Origin of the sequence: Tomitella biformata AHU 1821, from assembly GCF_000524475.1 — a bacterium.
Lineage (GTDB): Bacteria > Actinomycetota > Actinomycetes > Mycobacteriales > Mycobacteriaceae > Tomitella > Tomitella biformata.
Genome location: NZ_BAVQ01000072.1, coordinates 31,699 through 45,051, shown reverse-complemented (window position 1 = coordinate 45,051; position 13,353 = coordinate 31,699). Strand labels below are relative to the sequence as shown.

Sequence of the window (13,353 nt, the reverse complement as noted above, 5' to 3'; positions counted from 1 at the left end):
GCCCAGTGGATTGACAGTAGCCTCATTACGCTACCAATGTGTCCCGGGCCACTGCTTGAGGAAGGGATTATTGTCCCGGCAAACTCCGGCAGCGCTTCCCCTCAGCCCAGAGACTTGAGGATCGCGGATGCGACGACCCCCGCCTGGGTCTCCGGCAGCCAGTGCCCCGCGTCGGGCACCTCGATGAACCGGTATGGCGCGGCGATGAACTCCCCGCACCCCTCGGCAGCCATCCGACCGATGGCCACATCGTGCGCACCCCAGATATAGGTGGTCGGCACCGCGATCGGCGCGTCGTCGCCAGCCCATCGCCCCATCGCCCGATACCAATTGAGCGCCGCGGTCAGCGCACCCGGCTCGGTCAGTGTGGCGATATGCTCCTCGACGAGCTCCGCCGCCACCTCATCCCCGAACACCGCGCGGAGTTGACGCGCACCGTCGTCGAGCAGCAGCCGCTCGGCCGTCCCCGCTTCTCGGAACAGGTCGATATACGACGACTTCGACCGCTGCTCCCCGTCCCGCGAGCGCGCCCGCCCGAACGCTGCCGGGTGCGGGGTCGAGAGCGTCGTCAGGCTCCGGATGCGGTCGGGGCGCATGCTGGCCACGGCCCAGGCCACCGCGGCGCCCCAGTCATGCCCGACGAGATCCACCTGCGCCAGACCCAGCGCGTCGAGCAGCCCGATCACGTCCGCGACCAGGAGCTCCATCGCGTACTCGGCCACGACGAGGGGCCGCGCACCAGGGGAGTATCCGCGCTGGTTGGGAGCGATGGTGCGGATGCCGTGCCCGACGAGCAGCTCGGCCACCGGCCGCCAACACGCCGCGGTCTCCGGGAAGCCGTGCAGCAGCAGGACAGGCGTGCCGTCCGCAGGGCCGTCGAACTCGATCTCGAACTCGATCTCGCCGATGCGGAGCGTCTGTGGGTCCATCGCTCCAGTCTCGCGGACCGGTCGCGATTCTGAGCGCCCTATCGCACACTCGGTGCGACAACTAGCCCGGACACAGCCGGGGTGTCTGCACTGCGGCGATCATCACACCTAAATTGCTTGCGCGGACGCAATCAAATCCCTAATGTTTCACTGTCGCGAATTTACTTGCAGAGTGCAAACAATCTCGCTGCCTCGCCTCTCCCGCACCCGGGTCCGGTTCTTAAATTTCCCCGCTCTCGAGGGAATCCCGAAGCTCCAGGAGCATCATGAAGAACACCGAGGCCGAAGCCTCGCCTCCGGCCACGTCCCCCGAGCCCACCGGGTCCCCGATGTCTATCGAGACCATGACGCATCGCCAGCGCATCGAGGCTCTCGTTGGACTGCTGCTCGGCATGTTCGTCGCGTTCTTGTCGTCGACCATCGTCTCGAACGCGCTGCCCGTCATCATCCCGGCGCTGCACGGCACGCAGGACCAGTACACCTGGGTGGTCGTCGCCACGCTGCTGGCATCCACCGCCACGACCCCCATCTGGGGCAAGTTCTCGGACCTAGTCAGCAAGAAGCTGCTGGTCCAGCTGGCGCTGGCGGTCTTCACCCTCGGGTCCGTGCTCGCCGGCTTCTCCCACACCGTGCCGATGTTGATCGGTGCCCGCGTCATCCAGGGCCTCGGACTGGGCGGCCTGCAGGCGTTGGTCCTGATCGTTATCGCCGCGATGTTCAGCCCGCGTGAGCGCGGCCGCTACCAGGGCCCGATCGCCGCGGTTATGGCCGTCGCCACCATCGCCGGACCGCTCATCGGCGGCGTCATCGTCGACACGAGCTGGCTCGGCTGGCGCTGGACGTTCTTCGCCTGCGTCCCGCTCGCCGTCGTCGCGATGCTCGTCATCCAGCGCACCCTGAACCTGCCCATCGTGCGCCGCAAGGTCCAGATCGACTACCTCGGCGCGACCCTGATCGCCGCCGGCGTGAGCGTCCTGCTGATCTGGGTCACCCTCGCGGGCAAGAGCTTCGAGTGGACGTCAGCGTTGTCGTTCGCCCTGGTCATCGGCTCCATCCTCGTACTCGCGCTGGCCGTGTTCGTCGAGTCCAAGGCCGCCGAGCCGATCATCCCGCTGCACCTGTTCCGGGACCGCACCACCACCCTGGCCACGATCGCCAGCATCTCGGTGGGCGTGGCACTGTTCGGCAGCGCGGTCTTCCTCGGCCAGTACTTCCAGATCTCGCGCGGCTACTCGCCCACCATCGCCGGGCTGCTGTCCCTGCCCATGATCCTCGGCTCGATGATCAGCTCTGGCGTCTCCGGCGCGCTGATCACCAAGTTCGGCCGCTGGAAGGGCTTCCTCGTCGGCGGCGCCGTGTTCATGTCGATCGGGTTCTTCCTGCTCGCGACCATCGACCACACCACCAGCATCGTGCTGATCGGCGCATACCTGCTGGTGCTGGGCCTCGGCATGGGCTGCGTGATGCAGAACCTCGTGCTGGCGGTGCAGAACACGGTGGCGGCCAAGGACCTCGGCTCGGCCACGTCGACGGTGTCCTTCTTCCGCTCGCTCGGCGGCGCGGCCGGCGTGTCCGTGCTGGGCGCGGTGCTGTCCAACCACGTGGCCTCGCTGATCGCGAAGGGCCTCGCCGCCCTCGGCATCGACACCGGCGGCATGGGCGCGGCCGGGCTGAACAACCTCAACGAGCTGCCCGGGCCCATCCAGGAGATCGTGCGCGCGTCCTACGGCGACGCCACCGCGCGGATCTTCCTCGTCTCCGCCGTCATCTCCGTGTTGGCCTTCGTCGCGATCATCTTCATCCGCGAGGTGAAGCTGCGTGACGAGAGCGGCCTCGAGCAGCTCGCCTCCACTGCGGCCGAGGAGTCAGGCGTCGCCGAGGCCATCGCCGGACAGGTCCTCACCTCCGAGGCCCTCAATGCGGACACCCTCGAGGCGGATGCCCCAGAGTCAGCGGGGGGCCTATCGGACCCGTTGGCTCCGCAGCGAGCGTGAGCAGATAACGCTGACCAACAGCGCCGCACCGAGCCCCGTGATCACGAGGCCGGTGCGGCGCAGTCCGTCGTCGTTGATGCCGTCGGCCCACGCGAGCTCGATGATCACGGCGGCGATATTCGCCGCGATGTACTGCACCGTGCGGTACATCCCGAGCCCGACGCCGATCTCCGCCCGGGTGGTCACCGCGTTGATGATGTTCTGATTGCCCATGTTGTTGAACGAGTTCGGGATGCCGAGCACTGCGGCGATCAAGATCATCATCCCCAGCGACACCTGGTCATTGAGCAGCGTGACGATCATGACGCCGCTGATCACGAGGCCGACGGTGCCGACGAAGAGTGTGCGCCGCGGCCCCCGCTCGCCATACATCTTGTTCGCGATGAAGGTCGAGCCGATGCTGACCACCGCGATCGGCAGCATCAGCGCCCCGGCCAGCGACGCAGACAGGCCCCGGCTCACCTGCAGCCACTGCGGCAGCCCAAAGAAGACCAGGTAGAACGCGGTGTAAGTGACCATGGAGCGGCCGAGCGTCATCGTGAGCGGCCGGTTCCGCATAATCGTGCGCACGTCGATGAACGGCGCCGACGCCCGGCACTCGCGCCACCAGAACAGCCCGCCGAACACCACGATCACCGGGGCCAGGGCCCACTGCGGCTGATGCGCGACCGACAGCAGGAACAGCATCGTCGTGGTGATGCCGCCGAGGAAGAGCGCCGTGCCAGGCAGGTCCAGCTTGATGAGGATCTCCCGCGCCTTGGCCCACCCGTGCTCCTCGCTGGCGGCGGGGCCGTCGTCGGGCGGGGCGACGCGCAGCACCCAGACCGCGGTGATGGCGATCATCGGCAGGTTGACCCACATGATCGACTGCCAGCCGAAGATGCCGGTGAGCAGTCCGCCGACCGTGGGCCCCAGCGCCACCATCGATTGGGCGCAGATGGTCAGCACTGCGAGAGCAGAGCGCGCGGTGCCGCCGGTGCGGTCCACGACGTTGCGGACGATCATCATCGCCGTCGGGTATTGGCTGGCGGTGCCGATGCCCTGGAGGATGCGGGCGGCGATGAGCCAGCCGATCGTCGGCGCCAGCGCGCCGACGATCGAGCCGACCCCGATGATCGCCAGCCCCGCGAGGTACATCCGGCGGGGCCCGAACAGCACGCCGAGCCGGCCCGCCGCGGGTGAGACGACGGCCGTCGCGATGTAGAGCCCCGAGATCACCCACGCGGTGCCGTCGATGGAGCCGAATTGATCCGCGATCGCGATGATCGCGACCGCGATCATCGACGAGTTCAGCGGTTGGAGCATTGAGCCCGAGCCGAGGCCCAGGGACAATCTCAGCGGGATCTGGTCGCCGCCCGCTCGCCCAATGGTAGCCAAAAGGTCAGTCCGCGGGCCCGCCGGAGACGTAGATGACCTGGCCGGAGACGAAGCCCGCGCCCGCGCTGCACAGGTACGACGCGGTGTGGGCGATGTCCTCGGGCTGGCCGATCCGGTTGACGGCAGTCTGGCTGGCCACAGCCTTCTCGAAGTCCTCGAAGGCCACGCCCATCCGCTCCGCCGTCGCGTGCGTCATCTCCGTCTCGATGAAGCCGGGCGCGATCGCATTGGCGGTGACGCCGAACTTGCCGAGCTCCAGGGCGAGGGTCTTGGTGAAGCCCTGCATGCCAGCCTTTGCCGCGGAGTAGTTGACCTGGCCGCGGTTGCCCTGCGCCGAGGTCGACGACAGGTTCACGATCCGGCCAAACTTCTCCTTGACCATGAAGGACTGCGTCGCGCGCGCCAGCAGGAACGCCCCGCGCAGGTGCACGCCCATGACGGCGTCCCAGTCGTCCACGCTCATCTTGAACAGCATGTTGTCGCGGATGATGCCGGCGTTGTTGACCAGCACCGTGGGCGCGCCGAGCTGCTCGGCCACCAGCTCGACGGCCGCCGCCACCGACGCCTCGTCGGAGACGTCCGCGCCGACCGCCAGGGCCGTGCCGCCGGCCGCGGTGATCTCATCGACCACGACCTGGCTGTGGGCCGCGTCGAGGTCGAGCACGGCCACCGCCATGCCGTCGGACGCCAGCCGCTTGGCGACGCCCGCGCCGATTCCGCGCGCTGCGCCGGTGACAATGGCTACTCGCTGAGCACTCACAGTTCCTCCTGGTTGTCTGCACTGATTTTTGGCTTATCGGGGGTCGTCATTCGCAGACCGTTCGCCCAGATGCGGGTGACGGTGTGGACGAGGTCCTCTAGTCCCACCTTGCTGGCACGGTCCACGACGAAGACGCTGTAGGCGACCTGGTCGACCATCGAGGACAGCGCGCGCGAGGCCAGCGTGGGATCCAGCTCGGGATCCGCCAGGCCGCGCTCCTGCAGCCCGGCGATCGCCTTCGCGTTGCGCTCGATGAACACCCGGCCCCTGCGGCGGCGCTGCTCTCGGAAGCCGTCGTCGATGGTGGCGACCTGCTCCATCAGCGCCATCATCTTGGCGTTGCGGCGGTAGGCCAGGAGATATGCGCGGTTCGCCGCCTCGAGGGCCGCGTACACATCGTCGCCCGGCACCCGCCCCATCCCGGGGTGCAGCATGTCCTCCTGGGCGCGGTCCAGCACCGCGGCGAAGATCTCCTCTTTGTTGTTGAAGTAGGTGTAGAAGGAACCCGTCGCGCAGCCCGCCTGCCGGGTGATATCGGTGAGGCGCGATTCCAGATAGCCGGCGCGCTCGAACACGATGCGGGCCGCGTCGATCAGCTCGTTGCGTCGCCGGACTCCGCGCTCCGTGACCGGGAGGGTGTGCAGCAGCGCCGGACTGACCATCGAGGGCGCGGAGTCCTGCGGCGCGGACGCGCTCGACTCGACTGCTGCGGGCTCGGGGTGTGCTGGGGACACGTCCACCACCGTAACCTGAATAGTGATTCAACTCCAGAGCTGGGCCCGTCGGGAATTCCGGCGGGCCCAGCGACCGTGCGCCTCAGTCCTGCCGGAGCGGGGCCAGCGCGTCGTCGATCGAGTCCAGAGTCAGCAGCGCCGACGCGTATGTCGCGGCCTCCGTGTAGCGCAGCGGAATGACCTTGCCCGCCTGCACCGCCGGCAGCTGCTGCCACAGCGGGGAGTCCAACACAGCCTGCACCGATGCGGGCACGGAGCCGTCGACCGCGAGCGAGTAGGTGATGGCGTCCGCGGCCGCGAAGCTCTCCACGATCATCTCCATGGACGGGGTTTCCGCCACGTCGCGCGCGCCGCCGCCCTTCTCCTTGACCTCGCCGTAGTACTCGACGCCGATGTCCTGAGCGATGTTGGTCCCCCACGAGTCGCCGAACTCGCGCTGGAATGTCCCCGCCGAGACGTCGCCGTACGCACCCAGATGGGCGAACTCCGCGCCCCGCAGAGCAGCGCCGTACTTCTCCCGCAACTCGGTTGCCCGCTCGTCATATGCGGCCTTGGCCTGCTCAAACGCGCCCAGCCGACCGGCCGCGTCGGCCTGTCGGCGGGTCAGCTCGCGCCATGCCGACGGCACCGTGGGGCCGAGCACCACAACCGGCGCGATCAACTCCAGCCGAGCCATGTCCACATCTACCAGGCCGGGGATGGGGACGCCGACGATAATGAGGTCCGGCTGTGCCAGCGCGACAGCCTCATAATTGAGCAGGTCGGCCCGCTCCCCGCCGACGTTGTCGAGGCCCTCGTAGGTGGCCCGGTCCACCTTGGTCATCATCGGCACCCCGCGGTCCCACGAGGAGATACCCACGAGAGCGGCGTCCGCCTCGATGAGGGCGGGCACGGCGTAGCCGGTGGCCACGATCCGCTGCGGGTCCACCGGGGTGGCGACATCGCCGTTGTCGGCCGCGAACACCCGCGTCGCCCCGGCGTCCCCGCCGCTGGCATACCCGCCACTGGCGCCACCCTCAGAGCCGCCGGGATCCGTGGACGCGCACCCCGTGAGCAGGGCCGCGGACAGCGCGAGCATCGCGAGTCCCCGCAGTATTGGTCGAGCAGGCGTCATGTCGTTCCTTCGGTTCGGGGTGGGCCTCGGCAGCAACTGCCGTCCGCTAGTTAGGCTAGCCTCACTAAGTGAGGTTTCAGTGTCGCGAGGAGGTCACACCATGTCGACGCCAGGCTCTTCGGTGACGCTCGTCCCCCACCTCGGCGCGGATCCCGAATCCTGCACCGAGCACGGCTACGGGCTCGGCCGCCCGGACGGCATCCTCGTGGTCAAATACCGCACCGCCGGCGCTCTGGACTTCGGCGAGAGCCGCCAGGACTTCCTGCATCAGCTCTACTGGTCGCCGGACGGGATCCTCTCCGCCCGCGCCGGCGCGGATCTGCGCTTCATGGGGCCCGGCGAGGCGTTCTGGGCGCCGCGCGGAGTTCGGCACGAGGTCCACGCGCCGGACTGGCAGACGGTGTACCGCGTCTGCCTGCGGCAGGTCCCGCCCGCGCTGGCCCCGCATGTCGCCAGCCTCGCGACCGTCGACGACGAGGCCGCCCAGCTGATCGCGCAGCTCGCCCGCAACGGCCAGAACGAGGCGACTGCGCTCGTCGCTCGCACCCGGATCATGGCGGGCCTGGGCACGTCGGCGCTGGTCTCATCGGCGCTGGCCCCAGCAGCCCCGGCCCGGTCGGGTGGTGCCGGCTACGCACTCGCCGTCGCGCGCACCCTCGCCCTGGACCCGGCCGATAACACCCGGCTCGACGAGTGGGCTGAACGGCTGCACCTATCTGTCAAGACCCTCCAACGCGACTTCGCGCGGGAGTTCGGGATGCCGTTCTCCCAGTTCCGCTCCGCCCTGCGCCTGCGCGCGGCCCGGGCCTTGCTCGGCTCGCACTCGGTGGGCGCGGTCGCGCACCGAGTCGGGTATTCCAGTCCCTCGGCCTTTGTCGCCGCGTTCACCAAGGAGCACGGCTACACCCCCGGCACGCACGCGACACAGAGCCACTAGCGCGCGGACGGTCAGCTCCAGCCCGGCACCGGGCGCTTGACCCACATGATCCGCTCTTCCTCGTGGGCCCGCGCCGCCGCGGGATGGCCGGGGTTGCGCTGGGCCCACTCGGCCTTCTCCGCCAGTAGCTCGACGGCCACATTCCACGTCTCCATCGAGCTCGGTGGATGCGTCCCCGCCGCGCGCGCGAGCTTCCGCAACTGCGCCTCGGGCAAAGCCAGCAGCTCCGCCCCGGTGATCGCGCGGTCCCACACGAACCGCGCGATCTCCACAGCCTTCTCCCGGCGCATGCGCGCGGCCTGGTCGGTGTGCGCGAAGTCCGGCTCTGGATCGTTGGCGGTCGAGTCTTTGGTGGTCACCGCCCCAACCTAGCCGGAATGCGCGATAGCTGGGCCAGGCCCGATGGGGAAAATGTCAGAGGAGCAAGGCACAGTGGTGCGCACACGAACTCCCCGCCGCGGATCCGCCGCGGCACACCGCAAGTGAGGCACCGATGAGCACCTGGTCTGAACAATCGATCTGTGCGTTCGATCTCGAGACCACCGGACCTGATCCGTCCCACGCACGGATCGTCACCGCCTGTGTCGCGACGATCACCGGCACCGAGATCTCCTCCCGCACTTGGCTGCTGGACCCGCAGACGGATATCCCACAGGGCGCCACCAACGTCCACGGCATCACCACCGAGCACGCCCGCGAACACGGCCAGGACTACGCCGCCGGATATAGCCAGATCCGGGACGCGCTGACCCAGGCGTGGGCGGCCGGGCAGATGGTCGTGGCGTTCAACGCGTCCTTCGACCTCACGCTGATGAACGCCGAGGGGCTGCGACTGGGCCTGACGCCCCTCGACCCCGGGCTGGTGGTGGACCCCTTCGTGATCGACCGCGAGATGGACAAGTACCGCCGCGGCAAGCGCACCCTCGGCGACGTCAGCGCCCACTACGGGGTCCCGCTGGAGAATTCGCACGAGGCGGAGGCCGACGCCCTCGCGGCGGCCCACCTCGTTCGGGCGCTCACCGCGAAGTATCCGCAGATCACCACTCTCGACATCGTCTCGGAGCAGACCGCCTGGCATGCGGAGCGGCAGCGCGACTTCGCCGCCTACCTGACCCGCCAGGGCAAGGACGCCTCCGACGTCAACGGAGAGTGGCCCATCCGCCAAAGCTGCTGAGCCACACCGGCCATGCCCCATGCGCGCAGCGAGCCTTGCCCTGCTGGCTACGATCTAGAGATCACCCTCGGAACGGAGGCCGCCATGTCCAGCCAGGTCGGGCCGCACCCGGAACTCCCCCAGCCTGCCGCCATCGCAGTCGGCGCCGCAGCCGTCCTCGTGGGTGGGATCGAACGCACTGCCCGCTCGTTCGCCGGCCCGCTATGGCAGCTGGCCCGCCGGTTGCCCGGGGCCGCGGCTCCCCTCGACTCCGCAATCGGCGCGCTGGCCGAGACCGGGACTGCCGTCGCGCAACGGACCCGCACACTGGCCGAGACTCTGACGCGCCAACTGTTGCGCGCCGTTGTCCCCATGGTCTTCGAGGAACTCGCCGCGCTCGAGAGACTGGACCTGACGTGGCTGGTGCTAAAGCACGTCGACCTCGACGCGATCGCGGCGGAGATCGACATCGACGCCATCATCACCCGGCTCGACCTGCTCGGGCTGGTCCACCAGGTCATCAGGCAGTTGGACCTGACGACGCTGGTCCTCGATCAGGTGGACCTCGACAAGATCATCACCGGCGTGGACCTCGACGCCGCGGTCCACCAGGTAGACCTGCTCGGGCTCGCGAACGAGATCATCGACGGGGTGAACCTCACCGAGATCATCCGCGAGTCCACCGGCGCGCTGTCCACGGACGCCGTGCGCGGGGTGCGCACCCGCGGGGTCGACGCCGATGCCGCCGTCTCCGGATTCGTGGACCGGCTGCTCGGGCGAGACTCCCATCCTGACCAGTCTGGCGGCGGCGCATGACCACCCACGACGCCCCGCCCACCGGCAGCGCGGGCATCGTCACCCGGCTCCTCGCAGCCGGCATCGACCTGTTGGTCGTCTGTCTACTGATGGGCGGGATCTACCTGGGCCGGGTCTTCTTCCGGCTGATGTTCGCCCCGCAGGACTTCACGTTCCCGAGCCCGCACGCGCTGCTCTCCTCAGTCAGCTTCCTCACCCTGTCGGTGGTGTACCTGACCGGATGCTGGGGCATGACCGGCCGGACCATCGGCTCGGTGCTCATGGGCATCCGCGTCGAGAAGTCCACCCCCTCCAAGCTGCGCTGGATCATCGCCTTCGGCCGCGCCTGGCTGTGCGTCATCTTCCCCGTCGGGCTGCTGTGGGCCGTGGTGGATCGCCAGCGCCGCTCCGGCCACGACATTGTGTTTCGGACCCGCGTGGTTTACGACTGGCAGCCCAAGCACATCACTTAGGCTGCGAACCTATGAGCCCCGACGCCCCCAGCTCCGCTCCCCGCAGCACCGAGCCCCACGTCCACGCCTTCCGCTACGACGCGCTCGGCCGCGACGACGCCACCGAGATCGCCCGCCGCATCGCCGCCGGCGAGGTGTCCGCGCGAGAGGTCGCCCAGGCCGCGATCGAGCGGACACAACTCCTGCAGCCCGCCCTGAACGCCGTCGCGTTTGCGGCCTACGACCGGGCGCTGACGGAGGCCGACAAGCCCCACACCGGCGTATTCGCGGGAGTGCCGACAATCATCAAGGACAACATCGACGTCGCGGGCCTGCCCACCAATCAGGGCTCCGCCGCACTCGATGCCGGGCCCGCCAAGAAGGACGGGGCCTTCACCCGCCAGCTGTTGTCCACGGGCTTGGTCAACCTGGGCAAGAGCCGACTGCCCGAGTTCGGGTTCAATGCCTCCACCGAGTACGTCGGCGCGGACCCCGTGCGCAACCCATGGAATCCCGAGTACTCCGCCGGCGCGTCCTCGGGCGGCTCCGCGGCCCTGGTCGCCGCTGGGGCGCTGCCGATCGCCCACGCGAACGACGGGGGCGGCTCCATCCGCATTCCCGCCGCCGCGTGCGGGCTGGTCGGGCTCAAGCCCTCCCGCGGGCGCATGGTCCTGGAGGACGCGGACCGTTCGCTGCCGATCAGGATCATCGGCCAGGGTGTCCTCACCCGCACCGTCCGGGACACCGCCAGGTTCTTCGCCGGGGCCGAGGCCTACTACCGCAACCCGAAGCTGGCCCCCGTCCGTCTGGTCGCGGGCCCGGCGGCCACCCGGCTGCGGATCGGCGTCATCGTCGACTCCATCACCGGCATCCCCACCGATGGCGAGACCCGCGCCGCCGTCGCCCACACCGCCGATCTCCTCGCCGGGCTGGGCCACCACGTCGAGGAGGCCGCAATCCCCGTCGGCGAATCCTTCATCGAGGATTTCAGCGTGTACTGGGGGTTCCTGTCATTCGCTATCGCCACGGGCGGCAAGCAGATGTACGGGCCCAGTTTCAATAGCAACCACACTGACACGCTCAGCAAAGGCCTGGCTGTGATGTATCGCAAGAAAATGGCGAAGACCCCGCAGGTTCTTTACCGGCTGCGCCGCACCTACCGGCAATACGCGGAGATGTTCCAGCAGTTCGACGTGGTGTTGTCCCCAGTGGTCGCCCACACGACTCCCGAGATCGGTTTCCTCTCCCCCGAGCAGGGCTACGAGGAGCTGTTCCGCAAGCTCACCACCTACACGGCCTTCACCCCGCTCAACAACGCGTCAGGCGGTCCGGCCATCTCACTGCCGTTGGCCCGATCCCGTGCGGGGCTGCCCATCGGCATGCATTTCTCGGCCGACCGCGGCGACGAGCGCACTTTACTGGAGTTGGCATTCGAATTAGAGCAGGCACAGCCCTTCGCCCTAATTCAACAAATGTAGACCCGCCGAAAGTCCATTCTTCGCTTTTCCTCCCACCCGCCAGCTATCGTGTCGCCTGAGGACCACAAAGACAGTGGTCCAACTTGGGGAGAGGAATTCTGAACTATGAATATCAAGGCTCGTAGGATTGCAGTGTCGATTACCGCGCTGGCCGCCGCTGGCGCGCTGTTCGCGGGATGCTCGAGCGACGGCAGCTCCGATAACGCCGCCGCGACGACCACCCATGACAACGCGGGCGAGGCCGTCGACCACCACGATCAGACCAGCGATGCCACGCTTGACGGACCCAACGGCAAGATCGAGGTCCAGAGGGAGATCGCCGACAAGTACGCGGAAATCGGCGGACCGGTCGGGCACTTCGGCGCACCGTCCGGCGAGCAGGAGTCCGGCCCCGACGGCGGCGCATTCGTGAACTTCGAGCACGGCGTCATCTTCTGGAGCCCGGCCACCGGTGCGCACTTCGTCTCCGGCGACATCCTCGTCGCGTTCAACGACAATGGCGGGCTGGACGCGCTCGGCTACCCGACCGACGACCCGAAGGACACCGACGGCGGCGTGCAGGTCGACTTCCAGAAGGGCCACGTCACGCACAAGGACGGCAAGACCGACATCGTCACCAACTGACGTCTCGGCTGTCAACTGACGGATTGGCTTCGTCTTCCGCCTCGGCCGGCCCCAGCGCACCATGCTGGGGCCGGCCGAGCGCGTTACGCTCCAGCCGTGAGCCGCTCCCAAGCCCGTCGCCCCCTCCCCGTCCGCGAGGGCCTCAATCCCAGCCGGGTTCTGCTGCCCCGCGACAGCGTCGGCACCGTGCTCGAGCACCTGGTGGCCCGTTTCCCGACGGACGCCGCCCGACTGGCCGAGAAGGTCAGCGCCGGCGAGGTGGTCGACGACCACGGCTGCCCCATCACCGACGCGACCCCGATGGTCGGCGGAGCCTTCATCCACCTCTACCGCGACCCTCCGCCCGAGACGCCGGTGCCGTTCGAGCTCGAGATCTTGCACCACGACGCGGACCTGCTGGTGATCGACAAGCCCCACTTTCTAGCCAGCACCCCGCGGGGGCAACACGTCGTGGAGACCGCCTTGGTGCGACTGCGGCGGCAGTTCGACAACCCCTTGCTCGTACCGGCCCATCGGCTCGACCGGCTCACCGCCGGCGTGCTGATGTTCACTTGCAACCCAGCCGCCCGACGGCCATACCAGGAGCTCTTCGCGGGACAATCCGTGCGCAAAATCTATGAGGCCGTGAGTGATTCAGTTCCCCGCGTCGAGCTTCCCCTCCTCCTTCGCAGCCGCATGGTCAAGGACCGGGGCAATCTGCAGGCCGTGGAAATCGACGGGGAGCCGAATGCCGAGACCTATATCGAGCAGGTTGCGGACCACCGCTTCATCCTGCGCCCTCGCACCGGCAAGACGCACCAATTGCGGGTTCACCTGGATTCCATCGGCGCGCCGATCCTCGGGGATCCCCTCTACCCCGCCGTCACCTTGGACGCGGCGGCACCGACCACATTCACCGATCCTCTGCAGCTGCTAGCGCGGTCCCTCGAGTTCAAGGATCCGCTAACGGGCGCCCTGCGCCGGTTCGAGAGCGGTCGAGTCCTCAAGTACTGGTAGCCAGTATTGC

14 protein-coding genes are annotated in these 13,353 nt (G+C 68.4%); 8 read left to right on the top strand and 6 right to left on the bottom strand.

Translation table 11 applies throughout. From position 1 onward, the window contains the following. Positions 1 to 101 precede the first annotated feature (101 nt). Complete coding sequence (locus TBIF_RS17540; protein ID WP_024796057.1) at positions 102 to 929, bottom strand: alpha/beta fold hydrolase; 828 nt, start codon at positions 927 to 929, stop codon at positions 102 to 104. A 344-nt stretch (positions 930 to 1,273) separates the two neighbouring features. Between TBIF_RS17540 and TBIF_RS17530 the strand changes: the two genes are divergently transcribed. Continuing rightward, a complete protein-coding gene (locus TBIF_RS17530) occupies positions 1,274 to 2,923 on the top strand; it encodes an MFS transporter (RefSeq protein ID WP_024796056.1) in 1,650 nt (549 codons plus the stop codon). On the opposite strand, the gene TBIF_RS17525 is transcribed toward TBIF_RS17530, so the two are convergent. The 4 genes from TBIF_RS17525 to TBIF_RS17510 form a co-directional block, all read right to left on the bottom strand. Next, positions 2,891 to 4,300, bottom strand: a complete 1,410-nt coding sequence (locus TBIF_RS17525; protein WP_038171768.1) for an MFS transporter — start codon at positions 4,298 to 4,300, stop codon at positions 2,891 to 2,893. The genes TBIF_RS17530 and TBIF_RS17525 overlap by 33 nt on opposite strands. 4 nt (positions 4,301 to 4,304) lie before the next feature. Then, entirely contained in the window at positions 4,305 to 5,060 is a 756-nt protein-coding gene (locus tag TBIF_RS17520; protein WP_024796054.1) for an SDR family oxidoreductase, read from the bottom strand. After that, a complete protein-coding gene (locus TBIF_RS17515) occupies positions 5,057 to 5,722 on the bottom strand; it encodes a TetR/AcrR family transcriptional regulator (RefSeq protein WP_051461629.1) in 666 nt (221 codons plus the stop codon). The genes TBIF_RS17520 and TBIF_RS17515 overlap by 4 nt, the downstream gene beginning before the upstream one ends. 154 nt (positions 5,723 to 5,876) lie before the next feature. Then, complete coding sequence (locus TBIF_RS17510; protein ID WP_024796052.1) at positions 5,877 to 6,908, bottom strand: ABC transporter substrate-binding protein; 1,032 nt, start codon at positions 6,906 to 6,908, stop codon at positions 5,877 to 5,879. A gap of 100 nt (positions 6,909 to 7,008) precedes the next feature. Here TBIF_RS17510 and TBIF_RS17505 point away from each other — a divergent pair, with 100 nt between their 5' ends. Then, positions 7,009 to 7,845: a helix-turn-helix domain-containing protein gene (locus TBIF_RS17505; RefSeq protein WP_038171766.1), complete on the top strand. Its 837-nt coding sequence runs from the start codon at positions 7,009 to 7,011 to the stop codon at positions 7,843 to 7,845. Between the two features lie 11 nt (positions 7,846 to 7,856). Here TBIF_RS17505 and TBIF_RS17500 read toward each other — a convergent pair whose 3' ends face one another. Next, positions 7,857 to 8,135: a hypothetical protein gene (locus tag TBIF_RS17500; protein ID WP_051461628.1), complete on the bottom strand. Its 279-nt coding sequence runs from the start codon at positions 8,133 to 8,135 to the stop codon at positions 7,857 to 7,859. 203 nt (positions 8,136 to 8,338) lie between these two features. Here TBIF_RS17500 and TBIF_RS17495 point away from each other — a divergent pair, with 203 nt between their 5' ends. The 6 genes from TBIF_RS17495 (at position 8,339) to TBIF_RS17470 (ending at position 13,343) form a co-directional block, all read left to right on the top strand. Then, on the top strand, positions 8,339 to 9,019 hold the full coding sequence (locus TBIF_RS17495) for a 3'-5' exonuclease (protein ID WP_024796049.1): 681 nt from the start codon (positions 8,339 to 8,341) through the stop codon (positions 9,017 to 9,019). Between the two features lie 84 nt (positions 9,020 to 9,103). Beyond that, complete coding sequence (locus TBIF_RS17490; protein ID WP_024796048.1) at positions 9,104 to 9,814, top strand: hypothetical protein; 711 nt, start codon at positions 9,104 to 9,106, stop codon at positions 9,812 to 9,814. Then, a complete protein-coding gene (locus TBIF_RS17485) occupies positions 9,811 to 10,266 on the top strand; it encodes an RDD family protein (protein ID WP_024796047.1) in 456 nt (151 codons plus the stop codon). Before TBIF_RS17490 ends, TBIF_RS17485 begins: the two co-directional genes overlap by 4 nt. An 11-nt stretch (positions 10,267 to 10,277) precedes the next feature. After that, positions 10,278 to 11,723: an amidase gene (locus tag TBIF_RS17480; protein ID WP_024796046.1), complete on the top strand. Its 1,446-nt coding sequence runs from the start codon at positions 10,278 to 10,280 to the stop codon at positions 11,721 to 11,723. 132 nt (positions 11,724 to 11,855) lie between these two features. Further along, a complete protein-coding gene (locus TBIF_RS17475; protein ID WP_024796045.1) occupies positions 11,856 to 12,347 on the top strand; it encodes an LGFP repeat-containing protein in 492 nt (163 codons plus the stop codon). Between the two features lie 96 nt (positions 12,348 to 12,443). After that, on the top strand, positions 12,444 to 13,343 hold the full coding sequence (locus TBIF_RS17470) for a pseudouridine synthase (RefSeq protein WP_024796044.1): 900 nt from the start codon (positions 12,444 to 12,446) through the stop codon (positions 13,341 to 13,343). The last annotated feature ends 10 nt before the right edge of the window (positions 13,344 to 13,353 follow it).

What these genes read in the sequence shown, in the direction of transcription:
- TBIF_RS17540 (WP_024796057.1), bottom strand. Translation starts at nt 929, where the DNA reads ATGGACCCACAGACGCTCCGCATCGGCGAGATCGAGTTCGAGATCGAG.
- TBIF_RS17530 (WP_024796056.1), top strand. Translation starts at nt 1,274, where the DNA reads ATGACGCATCGCCAGCGCATCGAGGCTCTCGTTGGACTGCTGCTCGGC.
- TBIF_RS17515 (WP_051461629.1), bottom strand. Translation starts at nt 5,722, where the DNA reads ATGGTCAGTCCGGCGCTGCTGCACACCCTCCCGGTCACGGAGCGCGGA.
- TBIF_RS17510 (WP_024796052.1), bottom strand. Translation starts at nt 6,908, where the DNA reads ATGACGCCTGCTCGACCAATACTGCGGGGACTCGCGATGCTCGCGCTG.
- TBIF_RS17505 (WP_038171766.1), top strand. Translation starts at nt 7,009, where the DNA reads ATGTCGACGCCAGGCTCTTCGGTGACGCTCGTCCCCCACCTCGGCGCG.
- TBIF_RS17500 (WP_051461628.1), bottom strand. Translation starts at nt 8,135, where the DNA reads ATGCGCCGGGAGAAGGCTGTGGAGATCGCGCGGTTCGTGTGGGACCGC.
- TBIF_RS17495 (WP_024796049.1), top strand. Translation starts at nt 8,339, where the DNA reads ATGAGCACCTGGTCTGAACAATCGATCTGTGCGTTCGATCTCGAGACC.
- TBIF_RS17490 (WP_024796048.1), top strand. Translation starts at nt 9,104, where the DNA reads ATGTCCAGCCAGGTCGGGCCGCACCCGGAACTCCCCCAGCCTGCCGCC.
- TBIF_RS17485 (WP_024796047.1), top strand. Translation starts at nt 9,811, where the DNA reads ATGACCACCCACGACGCCCCGCCCACCGGCAGCGCGGGCATCGTCACC.
- TBIF_RS17480 (WP_024796046.1), top strand. Translation starts at nt 10,278, where the DNA reads ATGAGCCCCGACGCCCCCAGCTCCGCTCCCCGCAGCACCGAGCCCCAC.